Below are 16,666 nucleotides of genomic sequence, written 5' to 3'. Positions count from 1 at the left end.
ACAAATCCAAAACATACAACAATGAATGAAAGAGAAATTGAATTTCAAAAACGCCTGCTGGCAACTTTTAAAATAGAGGCGGAAGAGCACATAAAGGAAATGTCTGTTGATTTGCTGAAAATGGAGGAAAATCCCCCCGTTTATGAGCAGATGCAGATTATTGAAAAGATATTTCGTGAAGCGCATAATCTGAAAGGTGCAGCAAGGGCGGTAAATCTTCTCAGCATCGAGAAAATATGCCAATCTCTCGAGACGGTATTTTCCAATATGAAACATGGCGGATTACAATTGTCGAAGAGAGAATACGACCTCCTTCATGATGCTTTGGACAGCATTGGAAGAATACTTTTCTCGCCGGAAGGAAGTAGCGATATTTCCACACTCGTACGGCGAATAGAAGGACTGGTATCCGGCGAAAGCTCTGATGAAGCCCTTTCCGGAGCGCCACCTCAATCCTTCGTTGAAGCATGCCTGCAAAGAGATGTGAAGGGTAAATCTGTTGAGGATGACGCCATTAACATGGTCGAAGATGAGAGTATCGCCGGGGAAAAGGCCGTTCATGCCGCCATGAAAGAAGGAGGTATTATCAGGCGGGAAACATCCCATGCAAAAGTGTTGCGAGTAGCCTCGTCAAAACTTGACACGCTTTTTTTTAAGGCAGAGGAAATGCTTTCTTTAAAACAAGTTTCATTGCTGCGCGCCAGTGAGCTATTGCGGATTTCAACAATCCTTGATGATTGGGAACGTAAATGGATGAAAGTATACTCATCGGTGCGAAAGACTGTTTTATTACAAGGCGAAATGGAATCTGAGAAAGACGGGGGAAAACGCAATAGTGAACACATTGATTCTCTGAGTGAATTCCTGGAATGGAATCATAATTTTATGAAAACCCTGGAAGAGGAAATCAATGTTTTAGCGGGCGGCACAAAACGTGATCATAGAATGATTGCTGGAATGGTGGACGAACTTCTTGAAGACGTTAAAAAGATCCTTATGATGCCGTTTTCTTCGATACTGGAAACTTTTCCTAAAGTCGTGCGCGATATTTCACGAAATCAGGCGAAGGATATAAATTTACTCATTAGCGGCGGAGAGGTTGAGGTTGATAAACGTATTTTGGAAGAAATAAAAGATCCGCTAATGCATATGGTAAGAAATTGTATCGATCATGGGATTGAGAAGATTCAGGAACGGCTGCGGAAAAATAAAAAGCCGCAGGGAACAATTTCTTTGTCAATACATCAGACGAATAGTAACCAGGTTGAAGCGGTCATTTCAGACGATGGAGCAGGGATTGATGTTGAAAAGGTAAAAAAATCAGCAATAAAATCCGGTTTTGCCAAAGAAGAGCATATTAAAAACATGAACGAAGGGGAGGCATTATCGCTGGTATTTCAATCGGATATTTCTACAAGCCCGATTGTCACCGATATTTCAGGAAGAGGGCTTGGGCTTGCCATCGTCCGCGAAAAAGCTGAAAAACTTGGCGGCAAGGTATATCTGGAATCGAAATTAAACGTGGGCACTACGTTCAGAATAGTCCTCCCTTTGACGCTTGCTACATACCGGGGGATAATAGTGCGGGTTGCAGAGCATAAATTTGCAATACCAACCATCAGTGTGGAGCAGGCAATGCGCGTTAATACGCATGAGATAAAACAGATTGAGAAAAAGGAGGCCATATTCGTTGACGGGATATCTGTCCCCTTCGTAAAACTCCAGGAGGCGTTAGGCATATCGGACGAAAAGAAACACGTACCGGGAAATACAGGGAATGCCGATTATCGTCATACGGTGGTTATTGGCGCCTCAGGCAGGCGCATTGCCTTTTGCGTGGACGAGATACTTGATGAACAGGAGGTATTGGTAAAAAATCTTGGCAAACAATTGGTGCGTGTGCGAAATATTGCGGGGGCGACAATCCTTGGTTCGGGAGAAGTTATACCGGTGATAAATGTATACGACTTAATTCAATCTGCCATAAAAGATTCATCTCCTGCCCTCAAAAAGGATATTCAGAAGGAAGCAACGGGGAAGGAAAGAAAAAAAATACTTATAGTAGAAGATTCGATTACTTCCAGGATGTTATTGAAGAATATTTTGGAATCGGGCGGTTACCTTGTGGATACTGCCGTTGACGGGATTGACGGCCTTACAAAACTGAAAACGGATGTTTATGACTTGGTCGTGTCGGATGTTGATATGCCGAGGATGAATGGTTTCACTCTTACTGCGAAGATGCGTGCGAATAAAAAATTATCAGAGATTCCGGTGGTACTGGTAACCTCGCTGGGCTCCCGTGAAGATCGTGAAAGGGGAATAGATGTGGGGGCAAGCGCTTACATTGTTAAGAGTAACTTCGACCAGAGCAATCTCCTGGAAACGGTAAAACGATTTATATAGCAGTCCGGTTGTTGATTAAAGTGTTAACGTTGTTGCATAATCGCGAATTTTTTTATCCTAAGCTGGCATAGCCAGAACCAAACAAGCACGAGATAAAAAATACGAAATTCGAAGTACGAAATACGAAACAAATTCTAATGACAAAATGATTTGAAATTCTAAACAAGTGCCTCTTTCGTCTCTTGCATTTCGTGCTTCACGTTGTTGCCTGCCTGTGCGTGTTTGCACGCAGATAGGTATGTTTTGTATTTGTTTTGAATTTTAAGTTTTGTTATTCGGATTTGTTTCGTATTTCGTACTTCTTATTTCGTATTTCAAAATTAAATATTGCGCCAAAAAGTGCAAAGAAATTACAAATAAGGTCATAATTTAATGACAGGGGTAATGGATGATAAAGGTATTGGTGGTAGATGATTCGCCTGTTGTCAGGGATCTTCTCGTGCATATTCTGCAGAGCGACCCTGCTATTCATGTAACAGGCACGGCAAACAATGGAAAAGAAGCCGTGGAATTTGTGCGCGGCAAAAGGCCTGATATTGTTATTATGGACATACAAATGCCGGAGATGGATGGTATTGAGGCATCCCGAGCGATAATGGAAACAAACCCATTGCCTATTATTATGGTGAGCGCATTTTGGGATCCAAAGGAGAAGGAGAAAACATTTATTGCCCTGGATGCCGGAGCGGTGGCATTTATTGAAAAACCACAAGGACAAGGACATCATAAGTATGAGCACACTTCGCGGCATTTGGTAAACATGGTGAAATCGTTATCCAAGGCTGAATATGTACATCCTGGCACAAGTAAAACATTACAGGGAAAATATGGTGAAATCGAAGCGATAGAACAAAACAGAGAGTTGAAGGGAAAAGTAAAACTTATTGCAATTGGCGCCTCCACAGGAGGCCCTCAGACGATTCAGAGAATACTGAAAAATCTTACTAAGGAAATATCCGTCCCTCTTTTAATTGTTCAGCATATTGCCCCCGGATTCATTGACGGGTTGGTGGAATGGCTTGCGAAGACAACGCCATTTAAAATGCATATAGCAGGAAATGGCGATACGCCTTTGCCTGGACACGTATATTTTGCTCCGGATGATTGTCATATGGGTGTGGACAGCAATTCTAAAATATTTCTCAGGAGCAGTACGCCGGAAAATGGCCTGCGTCCATCGGTATCATTTTTGTTTCGTTCTATCGCTGAAAATATCCGCGATAAGGCTATCGGAGTTCTTTTGACGGGTATGGGGAAAGATGGGGCGCTGGAATTGAAGCTGATGAAAGAATGCGGCTCTATAACAATTGCGCAGGATAGAGATACTTCCATTGTTTATGGCATGCCTGCGGAGGCAAAAAAACTAGGGGCTGCAATGCATATACTTCCACTTAACGGCATCGCTGCCGCCCTTGAGAAATTGGTTTCAAAAACGTGCATAGCGGCATTATAATAAATCTTTTTCTTAGGAATTAATATGGAAACCGACAATTATAAGGAAGTTAAAATACTTGTTGCAGAAGACAGTCCGACGCAGGCTGAACGGGTACGGTATATTCTTGAAAAACAAAACTACAAGGTTTTTCTTGCACAAGACGGCAGGCAAGCGATAGATATGATAGATGCTGTGCAGCCCAATCTGGTTATTAGCGATGTTGTCATGCCAGGGATGGACGGTTATGAGTTATGCAAAAAATTAAAAACAAAAAATATCCCGGTAATCCTCGTTACCTCTCTTTCCAGTCCGGAGGATATCTTTAGGGGACTGGAATCCGGCGCATGCCATTTTATACAAAAACCATTCCATGAAGAATTCCTCATTGGCCGTGTCGAGTATATTCTTGCAAACGATGTTTTGCGAAGGCAATCTGTTTCGCAATTTGGCATAGAATTGTTTTTATCCGGGAAAAAGTATTTTCTCACTGCTGAAAAATTGCAGATAATTGACTTACTTTTTTCTGTTTATGAAAGCGTTGTTCAGAAAAATGCTGAACTTGAAGATGCAAACAAGAAGTTGGAAGAGGCTAAGGCACTGCTTGCAAAACAGATAGCAGAACTCCATGAAATTTCTTTATTTGACGAACTTACCGGACTGCGCAATCGCCGTGGATTTTTTTTAATGGCAGAGCAGCAGTTGAAAATTGCGATACGAAAGGGACAATTAGTATTGCTTATTATGATCGATGTTGACGAATTAAAAAATATTAATGATACTTATGGCCACAAAGAAGGCGATAAAATGCTGAAAGCTTTGGCGGTTATTCTCAAAAAAACGTTTAGAGAAACCGATATTATCGCACGTATGGGAGGGGACGAATTTATTGTGTTTGCCATTGAGGCTGACAAAAAAAATGCGAATGACCTGGAACTTCGGTTAAAAGATACTATTGACAATTTTAACAGCCAGTCAGATTGTTCCTTTAAACTGCAGGCAAGCGTTGGCAAGGTATGCTGCGAAGTTAAAGAAAACAGCACTCTCGAAGAACTTCTGGACAATGCGGATAAAGCAATGTATGAAAAGAAAAGGGGGAAAAATGGACCAGAGAGACAACCGGCAAATTGAAATATTAATTGTTGAAGACAGCCCTACACAAGCCGCACAACTGAAATATCTCATGGAAAAGAACAGTTTTGGCGTATCGGTTGCAAAGAATGGTCTTGAGGCGGTTGCCTTAATGGAAACACGAAAGCCATCGATGGTTATCAGTGATATCGTCATGTCTGAGATGAACGGGTATGAATTATGCCGAAGGGTTAGGCAGCATGAAAATATAAAAGATATACCGTTTGTTTTGTGTTCTTCGCTCTCAGATCCTAAGGATATAATAGAAGGGCTCTCTTGCGGGGCGGATAGTTTTATAGTGAAACCGTACAAGGAGAGTTTTCTTGTGTCCAGGATAAACTATGTTTTAGCCAATCAGTCAATCCGGAAAAACAGGAATGCTCAATTTGGGATTGAAATATTTTTTGCAGGGAAAAAACACTTTATTACGTCTGAACGTGTTCAAATAATAGACCTCTTGATTTCGACCTATGAAAACGCAATTCAAAAAAACAGAGCATTAAGAAATGTAAATGAGGAATTGGAAGAAATAAAAGAAAAATTGACGAAAAAGACACAAGAACTATACATGACGTCAATTACCGATGAGCTTACTCATCTATATAACAGAAGGGGTTTTTTTATCCTTCTGGAACAACAAATCAGAATTGCAAAAAGAAATAAAGAAAAGGTGTTTCTGTTTATTATTGATTTGGATAATTTTAAGAAGATAAATGATAAATGCGGGCACAGCGAAGGCGACCGCATATTAAAAGAAACAGCAAATATCTTGAAAAAGACATTCCGCGAATCTGATATCATTGCACGAATGGGAGGAGATGAATACGCGGCTCTTTCGACAGACAACAATCATCAAAATGCAGAAGGAATGGTCAACCGGCTTAAACATAATATACATTTATATAATGGCCGGAGCAACAACCCCTATACGTTGTCCGTAAGTGCAGGCTTTGCATGCCATGATTCACAGAATCCGTGTTCCATTGATAAAGTGATTGCAGAGGCAGATAAGCGGATGTACGAAGATAAGGAAAAAACGAAGAGAAGAATGGTATAATCATCAACTACCCACCACAACCCCATGGACAGACACCTACCAGGACTTACACTGTACTGTTTGCTTGAGTAAAGAAAACTCTATAATAACTTGATTCTCTTTTCATCCTACTAAAATGACGGGTTACAAAAAATCGGGAATGCTCCCACCCGTAAGGTACAATCCCTCAGACTCTCCAATATCAAAACCATCTCTTCCGGCATAGACAAGGGAGTCTGTTTTCACCTTATCCTGCACATCTTTGAGGCCGCGGCCGCTTATTATTCCGATCTTTACATAAAACTAAAAAAAATATTGCATCTTTTACATAGCGTAGAATATAATAATTCTGGTTGACAAGGATTTGCCGAAAAGGGCGTATTATTGTGTCAATGCAGTTAAGATTCTATAACACTATTTATGCAAAAGGGGGGAAGCTGTTGAAATTTAATTTTAATCCTTTCAGGAAAGGATTGAATCAGGTGCTGGGGAAACTGGAAGAAGATATTATGAATGCATTGTGGATGAAGGGAGAGGGCAGCGTGAAGGATATCATGGAATCATTTCCCCCGGAGAGGAGTGTCTCCTATTCGACCGTGATTACTGTTACCAACCGGATGACGAAAAAGGGGCTTTTGACCAGGAGAAAGGAAAAGAAGGCATTTCTGTATAAACCTTCATATAGTAAGGAAGGGTTTTATGAGGTGGTGTCGAAGGCTGTTGTTGAGGGGATTTCAGATTTGTCGCTTAAAGCTGCAATGGTTCATTTTGTTGAATGCATGTCGCAGTTAAATCCGGACAAGATGGAATATTTTTCGCAACTTATAGAATCCAGGAAACAATTGCTTAAGAAAGAACAACTCAATGGAAAATAAAGGGGGAGAGGGCGTTTCTAATAATCAGCAAAAGAATGCGGATAAATGTTTTGCTCTTTTTTTGTTGATAAACAGTATCATTGCCTCTGCTTTTGTTGCCGGCATTCTGATGAGCGTTAACAGTTATATAAAAGGGATTTTTAATACGTACCAGTCTGTAACTTGCTGTGGAAGTATTTGTCTGAATTGCCTTTTCAGCTTTTATACGCTGTGTCTGTTGTTTTCTTTTCTTTGTATGGGTATTTATTTCGTTGGCGTTGGCAAGGTTCTTTATAAGGCGTTTTTACTCTTTACTATAAACCGCAGCCTGTTTCGTTCTCTTGGTTTGACAGATATAAAAGAGTATCCGGTTGGGGATGATACATTTGATACACTACCATGTAAAAACTCCCCGATATTTGTATCCGGGCAGAAAATATTCAATGCCTTTACCTTTGGCATATTTCGCCCCAAAATATGTTTGTCTGCCGGCCTTTTTTCTTATCTGACCCCAAAAGAGCTGCAGTCGGTAGTTCTTCACGAACTTCATCATCTAAAACACAGGGACCCCTTACGATTTGCGATAATGCAGATCTTCTGCGCACTTAATTTTTTTCTGCCGGTTAATAATTATCTTGTGCGTTTCTATAAAATGCACTCTGAGAAGGCTGCTGACGATGCTGCTTTGCGGCTAATGAATGAACCGCTTGCATTGGCAAGCGCCCTTGTCAAAATGTCCGGATACAACACAAAGCATATGACTCAAATAGCAATATCTTCATTTTCGAATGAACAGCAGGCATTTGAAGAGCGTATAAGCCGTTTGGTAGAACCAAAAGCATCATCATTCAGCAAAGGCGGATTATTTGCGATGCCCTGCTATCTAAGCCTCGTATCGGTTTTTTTCTCAGGGATACTTTTTTTGTCCGTCTATTCTCATACACATCTGTTAACCAGCGAGGCTGAGTGCAAAGAAGGTAATTGTCATATGGTTATGTGTAAGGAGTGATTTTAGTATCTTAGCAGTAATCTCATTACATTTTTTATCAAAATATTTAATGGTGAAATCCGAAATGTTAAATATGAAATACGAAAATGTGTTCATACTTGTTTTACTTTTTTTCACCCAATTTGTCCTGATTTCACGAACCGGGAGTTGCGATACTTCCCCGGCAAAGACAAAAGAAGAAGTGGGCGTTGACAAACCTGAAGAAAAGCCGGCCGGTATGTTAAACATACAGTGGTTAATTAAGGAGGCGATGGAACATAATCCTGAGATTATTGCCATGCGTCAGCGGTTAAACGCTTCAAGGTTGAGAATTCCTCAGGCAAAATCACTGGACGACCCCATGTTCCGGGCAGGTTCTTTTGATATGTCAAACCATCCCTTCAACATCAACGGCCAAACCGGCATGCTGCAACAGCGGTATTCCCTGTCTCAAAAAATTCCCTTTCCCGGCAAGCTTGACATGAAAGGGAAAATAGCCACTCAGGAATCTAAGATGACAGAAGAAGACCTGTTGGCAAAGGTGCAGGAAATTACCGCCATGGTAAAAACCGCCTTTTATGATCTGTTTTACGTAAACCGCGCCATTGCAATTACGGAAGAGAACAGGGAGCTGCTTCGTAAATTTGCAAAAATAGCGGAAACAAAATACGCCGTTGGCAAGACTCCACAAAGGGATGTGCTTTCCGCTCAGGTAGAATTGTCAACGCTTACGAATGAACTTATTGTTTTGAACAAGGAGAAAGAGTCGGTTGTTGCCATGATAAATGTTTTACTTGACAGGCATCCGCAGCATCCATTAGGCGATCCTCCTCTTATTGAGATACAACATTTGGATGTAACGTTAGAAGGGTTGGAAAACCTTGCTTCAAAAAACAGGCCTGAGCTGAAAAGATATGACCATGCAATCAAAAGGAATGAGGCGCAGCTAAAACTTTCAAAAAAAGACTATTACTTTACTGACTTTGAACCTATGGTTGAATATATGCAGGAGGACGGAAACCCGGATACGTGGGCGTCCGCCATTTCGATTAATATACCATGGTTGTGGCCGAAAAACCGCACCAGGGTTAAGGAAGCAAATGAGGACCTATCTGCCTCCAGGTCAGAGTATAGGTATATTAATAATAAGACGCTGTTTGAAGTGAAAGATTATTATGTCAAATTGCAATCGTCCGAAAGCACGGTAAATCTTTTCAAAACCGGTGTTATTCCCCAGGCGGAGCAATCCCTTAAAGCGGCGCATATCGGATATGAAACCGATACTATTGATTTTCTCTCATTGATTGATAGCCAGCGGGTACTTTTAAATTCACAACTTCAGTATTATAAATCGGTAGTAGATTATGAAACAAACCTGGCGAATCTTGAAAGGGCAGTGGGGGTTCAACTGTCGCGTTGATTTATTTAAAAATATAGTGACAGTTCAGCCCAACGCAGAGAACGCCGGGACTTCGTCGTGAGCTCAGTCGAACGATCGCAGAGGATGCGATAGAAGATGAATAAAAAATTTATGCAAAATTTCCTCTTTCTTTATATCTTTGCGTTCTCCGCTCCATCTGCGGTGAACTATTACTAAATATATTATTTAAAGATTGGTTTTACATTGTCTAAAAACAATAGAGGAGGGTTATCATGTTTACAAGAAAACATCTTTCAGTATTAAGTATTTTAAGTGCAATCGTTGTATTTCTTCCAATGGTATGGGGGGCGTCCACTTTCGGTTCCCGTATACCGGCGGTGCTCCCTCCGGCAAAAGGGTCAAATAGCATTTTTCTACAAAAAAGCACGTCTAAGGAAACAGGAAAAATAGTTGGCAAGGTAACTAATACCGACAGGTCGCCCTTATCAGATATAACTATTAGCATCCAATCACTTACTGAGGAAACGACTTACGGGTCAGCCTTTGAGGATGTGGCTACTACAAACAAAAAGGGAAAGTTTAAGATTACAGGTATTGCGCCTGGTAAATATATTGTCAGGGCTACCCCTTCGTCTGATGAGTTTTATTTACCCAATGATAAATTTAGTGTAAAGGTAAAATCAGGGAAGAAAAAGAGTGTTAAAATAAAACTCTCTTCCTCGTCTCACCCCGATTCCGAATATGTAGGGAGTACGGTATGCCTGAGCTGTCATCCTGACAATAAGGATTGGCAGCAAACGGCTCATGCAAAAACAATACAAACGCCGGCATCGGATACAATTGTTGCCCCGTTCAACGGAGACGTTATAACCACTGATGACGGTAAAGTCACCTTTAAGGCATTTATCGATGGAAGCAATTATAAAGTCACCCTCTACGATTTAAATAATGAGGATATTTTTGTTACATATTCTGTAGTCAGAACCCATGGAGGCGTTTCCATTGCAGGAAAACAGAGGTATCACGTTAAAATAGGAGATAGCCATTATATATTACCCATCCAATATAATAACCGAAATGTTGATCAAAGTAATCCCGATGCAGCCTGGGTTTCATACAACGCGAGTACATGGTATGAAGACGACGGCACGTTAATAACAACAGACGTAGATACCCCTCCGGATAAAACGAAATCTTTTGAACAAAACTGTGAGGGTTGTCATGTAACGGGACTGGATATCACACAGAATGTCAACGGAGAGTTTGTCTCTGATTCTAAGGAACTTGGCATATCGTGCGAAAGCTGTCACGGTCCCGGCGGATTACACGTATCTGAGGGAGGTGGAAAGGCGCTCTATATCGTAAATCCGAAATACCTTGCCACAGACAGAGGCAATGAAGTTTGCGGGCAATGTCACGTCCGTGTAAAAAACAAGGATGGTGAAAATGGCGCCGATTTTGTGACAGAATATCCCTCTATCATCAACGGCGATAAGATTACACCATTCATACCAGGCAAGATTCTGGCGGACTATATAGAAGAAACAGACGCCGATGACAACCCCACGGCAGGCTATTGGGATGATAATGATGCAGGTTCTTTGGGTGAGAATGCCTCAGAGAATAACCACTCTAAAAAACATCATCAACAATATCAGGATTTCATTAAGAGCCATCATTACAACTATGCAGGACAGAAATGTTATCAGTGTCATGAACCTCACGGTAAAGGCAATACAGGAACACCCCAGCTACTTAAGCCAAGTGACAATAATAAAATCTGTATTACATGTCATGATGATTTTGCGGAGACCATTGAGAAAGATGGTGAAGTACAAAACAGACATGCAAAACATGAATTCAGTTCTTCCGACCCTGGTGGAAGCCTTTGTACTGGTTGTCATATGCCAAAAACGGCAAAGAGCGCCGTGAATAATGATATATCTTCTCATGTCTTTGATATTATAAAACCATATGCCAGCAAAGCGATGGCTGATAATAATACGGCTAATGATATTCAAAACGATTCCGGTACCGTGATTACAAACTCCTGTGCCGGCTGCCATTCAACTGATACAGATTATGGAGTGGAACGCTGGGATGAGTGGCAGGAAAAAGACTAGGTAATGTCTCATAATCAAAAGTCTAAACTGTTACAAAATTGTAATAATATTGACCTGTACTGTGTTGTTAAAAGGCTACATCTCGTCCCAATATGGATATTTGGAATTTTATAAAACCATTTATTGAAGAGTATGATGCAATGGTGTTTACCATGAAGGAATTTGTTCCGTGGAACATAAAAGCAGGTTGTTTATACACCATCGCTTTGCAGGGAAAAAGATGTGAAACCATCATATTTTAACGTATAGGGATTTCAATATTTTCAGTAAGCAATGAACAAACCCACCCCTCAATCCTATTCTGTAGAGACTCACGGCCATGCGTCTTTACATCAAATTTCCCTCTTGGGAGGGGTTCGGGGTGGGTAAAAATGAATGCCGTTGGGTTTTTTGCCTTTTAAAAACCCAACCTAATTTAAGAAAAATCTTAAGAAATTTTTTGAAAGGAGTTTACCATGGGTCGCATTTTGTCTAAAGCTTTAGTATTTACCTTTGTCGTTAGTTTAAGCAGTATTTATGTGAGTAATGCCCTGTGGGCATGTGGCGGGGCATGTGGAGGCAGTGAACATAGCAGCCATGAAGCAGGGGGATATGCGGTTCAAACTAAGGCAGAAACAAAGGGTGAAAAAGTCGTAGCGGGAAAAGACCCTGTATGCGGTATGGATATCATCGATATAAAAAAGGCATCTTCAGAAGAGTATAAAGGGGAGGTTTACTATTTTTGCTCAAAATACTGTAAAGAAAAATTTAAAAAAGACCCTGCTTCATATACCGTTGTGGAACCGCATCAACATGGTGAAGGTGAGGGACACAAGCACTGATGCAGTAATCATCAGTGCCTTATCAGTAATTTGTTGTATCTATTCAGCATAAACATTACACGACTCCCGGCGGGTTCAGGTTTGCAACCCAATGTCATTAAGTTAAGAATTATTGTAACACTTTGGTTTTTTAAAAAAACGTATTACCGATAAGCTCCGTAGGAGCAACCTGTTTGTAGATAGGAGACCATAACAGATATTAGCTCCTACGGAGCTATTTACCTGTTGAATTTTATTACGCTACAAACAGACCACCCCTAAAGGGGCTACATTGTTTTTTACATCCCCTTGGATTTTTCAAATAACTAAGGTGTTAAGAATTATTTTATTAAAAATAACCCCCCTTTTTCCCTCTTTATTAAGGGGGACTTTTGCGGCCGTTTGCTTAACTTAATGACATTGGGTTGCAAACCTGAACCCGCGAAGCTGGAATGCCGTGTTCCTACTCCTGCTTGTTTACAAACAGGAGTTTGGGAACGAGTAAAGGATGTTAAGTTATTGAAAGCCGCCTAATGCCTGGTTTAATTAAATAAATAGAATAATGTCTCTATCTTCCGATATCAGCAGTAATAAATATATTCTTCGCATTTTCAGGAAGGCCTTTTTACCTTGGGTATTTACCTCTCCCAGATACCTGGGAGTATTATGGAATTTTTATAAAAAGATAAAGAAGAGATATAAACTGAAGGATAATAATGGCAATCCCATCCCTCATACTATTTTTATAAGTCTTCTTTCTGATTGCAATCTTGCTTGTGATCATTGTTATGCCAGGGTCTATAAGGAAAAAAAGATTTTGCCGGGAGAAATGTTAGAAAATATTCTTTTACAAGCTGAATCATTGGGTAGTTTCATTTTTATGCTTACGGGTGGCGAGCCTATGCTATATCCAAATCTCATGGAGATTTTAGGCGGCCATAAGAATAGTTTTTTTATCCTGATAACGAATGGGACTATGATTTCTGAGACTGTTGCAAAAAAGTTGTCCGGATTACCTCATATAATTCCTGTAATTAGTTTGGAAGGAGATTTAAGAGAGACTGATAAACGGCGGGGCGCTGGCGTCTATCATAATGTTATGAATGCCTTTGCAAATCTGAAAAACAATAAAATATTCTATGGTTTTTCTATAACGGTTACAGCAGAGAATGTTGAATTAATTCAAGTGGAAGAGTCATTTTTGGAAAAGTACCCTTTTGGCGCCCGGTTAGGATTATTTATAGAATATATGCCGACTGGCAGATCGCATGATTACGGGCTATCCCTATCAACTCAACAGCGGACTTTGTTTAGGCAATGGTTTTTAAATCTGAAAGAAAGAACGAATACTTATTTACTGCATCTTCCAAACGATGGCCGTCTTTTGGACTGTAGCAGAAAGGCGGGAAGTGAATTCATCCATATTAATCCGGAAGGTTATACAGCATCGTGTATATTGTTGCCGTCTGACAAATATAATGTGTCAGAGTTGCCTCTCGAAGTGTGCATACAAAGATTACATAAAGACAACGAGGAAGGCAAACATCTGTGCGAAACAAGTGAAAACCATCCCTGTATGAATTATAGGAAAAGATTAAAAATGCAGTATAAGACATGAAATAATGCGAGAGTGTAAAACGAAATGACTGAATTACAGTGGCATACAATGCAGGCCAATGAGGTAGTAAAAAGTCTCGATACGTCAGTCGATTCCGGACTTAGCCGTGACGAAGCAGATAACCGGTTAAAAAAGTACGGAGATAATCGGCTTGAAGAAAAAGAAGGCGCATCTCCATGGGTAATCTTTTTGGGACAGTTCAATAATTTTATCGTATGGGTACTGATTGCAGCGGCGGTTGTTTCAGGAATACTGAGGGAATGGGTCGATGCACTGGCTATCCTTGCAATAGTTATTATCAATGCTGTTATCGGATTTATTCAGGAATACAGGGCGGAAAAATCGCTTGATGCCTTGCAGAAACTGTCTGCGCCTTTTTCAAAGGTAATGAGGGGCGGTGAAATATATTCCATTCCCTCCTGTGAAGTTGTACCCGGAGATGTTGTATTGCTGGAAGCGGGGGATTACGTCCCTGCTGATGGAAGGGTATGCGCTTCCTTTAGTTTCATGACCCAGGAGGCGTCCCTTACAGGGGAATCGACGCCTGTAGGTAAGTTCCATAAACCGCTTCCAAACCCTGCTTTATCCATAGGCGACAGAAAAAATATGGTATTTATGGGTACTTCGGTAACGAGCGGTAAAGGTACATGCGTTATTGTAGCAACAGGGATGCAAACGGAGTTGGGTAAGATCGCCGGTCTCATTCAGGCGGCAGGGACAGAAGAGACCCCACTTCAGCGCAAGCTTGAGGTGTTCGGGAAAAAACTGGTTTATCTGTGTCTGGGAATCGTAACAATTGTATTCCTTTTGGAATTGTGGAGAAAAGATCCTTTATTCGAGGCCTTTCTCATTTCGGTAAGCCTTGCCGTTGCCGCTATTCCGGAAGGGCTTCCTGCCATCGTGACTATTGCCCTGGCTTTGGGGGTGCAGCGTATGGTGAAACGGCATGTACTGATTAGAAAACTCCCGTCGGTAGAAACCCTCGGGTGCGCAACGGTTATTTGTTCGGACAAAACAGGCACTTTAACACAAAACGAAATGACCGTTCGTAAGATATTTACCAATGGCAAAACTATTGATGTATCAGGTTCCGGTTATACGCCTGAAGGAAGTTTTCTTGTCAACGGAGAATCTCTTGTGGAAACCGATCATGAAACCCTGAAAAAGATACTGGAAACAGGTATATTATGCAACAATGCCCACCTCAAAAAGGAAGGGAATGCGTGGGGGATTATTGGAGACCCTACAGAGGGCGCGATCTTAAGTGCGGCAGGAAAGGCAGGCATCTGGAAGGAAAAGCTGGATAAAGAATTACCCCTCTTTTCTGAAATTCCCTTTGATTCCGAACGAAAGAAGATGTCCGTAATCAGAGGTATTCCTCCTGCTTTACAGGTATGTGAAAAAGGTGCGCCGGATGTGATTTTACATGATTGTTCAGGGATTTATATTGACGGAACGATAAGAGATTTGGCAGAGGGTGATGTACAAGCCATCTTGAATGAAAACAATAAGATGGCGGGGACTGCTTTGCGGGTACTTGGTGTGGCATTCAGGCCGCTTGACAGGGAAATCAATGAGCCGGTTCCTGATACGGTTGAAAGAGATATGATTTTCCTTGGATTACTGGCAATGATTGACCCGCCAAGGCTGGAGGCCAAAGAGGCCGTTACTGTTTGTCATACAGCCGGTATAAAAACAGTTATGATTACCGGCGACCACAAAGATACGGCGCGGGCTATCGGGGAAGAACTGGGATTTTTCAGAGGCAACTCTCCAAAGGTTATTGATGGTTCAGAGTTAGATGCGCTTTCTGACGACGATCTGGAAAAAGAAGTATCAAAGATAGCCGTTTATGCGCGTGTTTCCGCGCACCACAAACTCAGGATTGTAAAGGCATGGAAGAAACGGGGAGATGTGGTGGCAATGACCGGAGACGGCGTAAACGACGCCCCTGCCGTGAAAGAGGCAAGTATTGGAGTAGCTATGGGTATTACCGGCACCGATGTCACAAAAGAGGCCTCCGATATGGTAATAACCGACGATAATTTTGCCTCCATAGAGGCAGCTATTGAAGAAGGAAGGGGTATTTATGACAACATAAGGAAGTCCATACACTATCTGCTTTCATGTAATACCGGTGAAATATTGACGATGCTTTTCGCAGCGGTATTTAACCTTCCTATTCCCTTGTTTCCTATCCAGATATTATGGATTAACATTGCCACTGACGGTCTGCCTGCGCTTGCGCTGGCTGTTGATGCAGAAGATCCTGACATCATGAAAAGACCGGCAAGAAGGTCTACAGAACACATCATAGACAAACGCCTTGGCAGTCTTATCATATTCCAGGGTTTTCTCATTGCCATGAGCACCCTTCTGGCATATATGTATGTCCTGTACTATGGAATCAACGCAATACCTGACTATATTTACCACTGGTTTCACAAGGAAACGGCTGCCCCTGTAACAGGCGGAGATATTGAACTGGCGAGAACCATTGCCTTTTGTGTAATCGTTATTTCACAATTGTTCCACTCCTTTAACTGCAGAAATGCAAGGCGGTCACTCTTCGAAATCGGCGTTCTTACCAATAAAAAACTGCTGATGGCGATTGCCCTTTCATTGGCTATGCAGGCGGCTATTATTTACATCCCTTTCTTTGAAGATATTTTCAGGGTGAAACCACTGGGGTTTTATGACTGGTGTACTGTTTTCGTATTTTCCTCTTTCACATTTATTATTATGGAGGCATTTAAATACGGCAGAAGATTTATCAATAGTCCGCCGCCGGCGGTCTCTCATCTGTCTTAGGGGGGGTTGTTTCCTCTTAGGCGGGTTCAGGTTTGTAACCGTTCGGCTGAGCTCACGACGAAGCCTGAACCCCACGTTTTATATTG

Annotated in this window: 12 protein-coding genes; all 12 read left to right on the top strand. The window is 41.4% G+C overall.

Annotated elements, in window-relative coordinates:
• Positions 1–21: 21 nt before the first annotated feature.
• The 12 genes from ABJL82_RS03370 to ABJL82_RS03315 all read left to right on the top strand — a co-directional run bounded on the left by ABJL82_RS03370 (position 22) and on the right by ABJL82_RS03315 (position 16,580).
• Positions 22–2,406: a hybrid sensor histidine kinase/response regulator gene (locus ABJL82_RS03370; RefSeq protein ID WP_347273303.1), complete on the top strand. Its 2,385-nt coding sequence runs from the start codon at positions 22–24 to the stop codon at positions 2,404–2,406.
• Between the two features lie 388 nt (positions 2,407–2,794).
• On the top strand, positions 2,795–3,859 hold the full coding sequence (gene cheB / locus ABJL82_RS03365) for a chemotaxis-specific protein-glutamate methyltransferase CheB (protein WP_347273302.1): 1,065 nt from the start codon (positions 2,795–2,797) through the stop codon (positions 3,857–3,859).
• A 24-nt stretch (positions 3,860–3,883) separates the two neighbouring features.
• Positions 3,884–4,969: a diguanylate cyclase gene (locus tag ABJL82_RS03360; RefSeq protein ID WP_347273301.1), complete on the top strand. Its 1,086-nt coding sequence runs from the start codon at positions 3,884–3,886 to the stop codon at positions 4,967–4,969.
• Positions 4,920–6,026 (top strand): diguanylate cyclase, encoded by a 1,107-nt coding sequence (locus tag ABJL82_RS03355; RefSeq protein ID WP_347273300.1) that lies wholly within the window; start codon positions 4,920–4,922, stop codon positions 6,024–6,026. The genes ABJL82_RS03360 and ABJL82_RS03355 overlap by 50 nt, the downstream gene beginning before the upstream one ends.
• A gap of 419 nt (positions 6,027–6,445) precedes the next feature.
• A complete protein-coding gene (locus tag ABJL82_RS03350; RefSeq protein ID WP_347273299.1) occupies positions 6,446–6,880 on the top strand; it encodes a BlaI/MecI/CopY family transcriptional regulator in 435 nt (144 codons plus the stop codon).
• Entirely contained in the window at positions 6,870–7,868 is a 999-nt protein-coding gene (locus tag ABJL82_RS03345; RefSeq protein ID WP_347273298.1) for a M56 family metallopeptidase, read from the top strand. The genes ABJL82_RS03350 and ABJL82_RS03345 overlap by 11 nt, the downstream gene beginning before the upstream one ends.
• A 64-nt stretch (positions 7,869–7,932) precedes the next feature.
• Positions 7,933–9,267 carry a TolC family protein gene (locus tag ABJL82_RS03340; protein ID WP_347273297.1) on the top strand — a complete coding sequence of 445 codons (1,335 nt, stop codon included), beginning with the start codon at positions 7,933–7,935 and terminating at the stop codon, positions 9,265–9,267.
• 233 nt (positions 9,268–9,500) lie between these two features.
• Positions 9,501–11,351 carry a cytochrome c3 family protein gene (locus ABJL82_RS03335; protein ID WP_347273296.1) on the top strand — a complete coding sequence of 617 codons (1,851 nt, stop codon included), beginning with the start codon at positions 9,501–9,503 and terminating at the stop codon, positions 11,349–11,351.
• Positions 11,352–11,443: 92 nt separating this feature from the next.
• A complete protein-coding gene (locus ABJL82_RS03330; protein ID WP_347273295.1) occupies positions 11,444–11,593 on the top strand; it encodes a hypothetical protein in 150 nt (49 codons plus the stop codon).
• Between the two features lie 213 nt (positions 11,594–11,806).
• Positions 11,807–12,172 carry a YHS domain-containing protein gene (locus ABJL82_RS03325; RefSeq protein WP_347273294.1) on the top strand — a complete coding sequence of 122 codons (366 nt, stop codon included), beginning with the start codon at positions 11,807–11,809 and terminating at the stop codon, positions 12,170–12,172.
• A 541-nt stretch (positions 12,173–12,713) separates the two neighbouring features.
• The gene (locus tag ABJL82_RS03320; RefSeq protein ID WP_347273293.1) at positions 12,714–13,769 is read left to right on the top strand and encodes a radical SAM protein; all 1,056 of its coding nucleotides are present in this window, start codon (positions 12,714–12,716) and stop codon (positions 13,767–13,769) included.
• Positions 13,770–13,793: 24 nt separating this feature from the next.
• Positions 13,794–16,580: a cation-translocating P-type ATPase gene (locus tag ABJL82_RS03315; protein ID WP_347273292.1), complete on the top strand. Its 2,787-nt coding sequence runs from the start codon at positions 13,794–13,796 to the stop codon at positions 16,578–16,580.
• Positions 16,581–16,666 lie beyond the last annotated feature (86 nt).

The sequence above is a fragment of the Candidatus Kuenenia sp. genome (assembly GCF_039794105.1).
Taxonomy (GTDB): domain Bacteria; phylum Planctomycetota; class Brocadiia; order Brocadiales; family Brocadiaceae; genus Kuenenia.
This window is presented reverse-complemented; position numbering and strand designations above follow the sequence as displayed.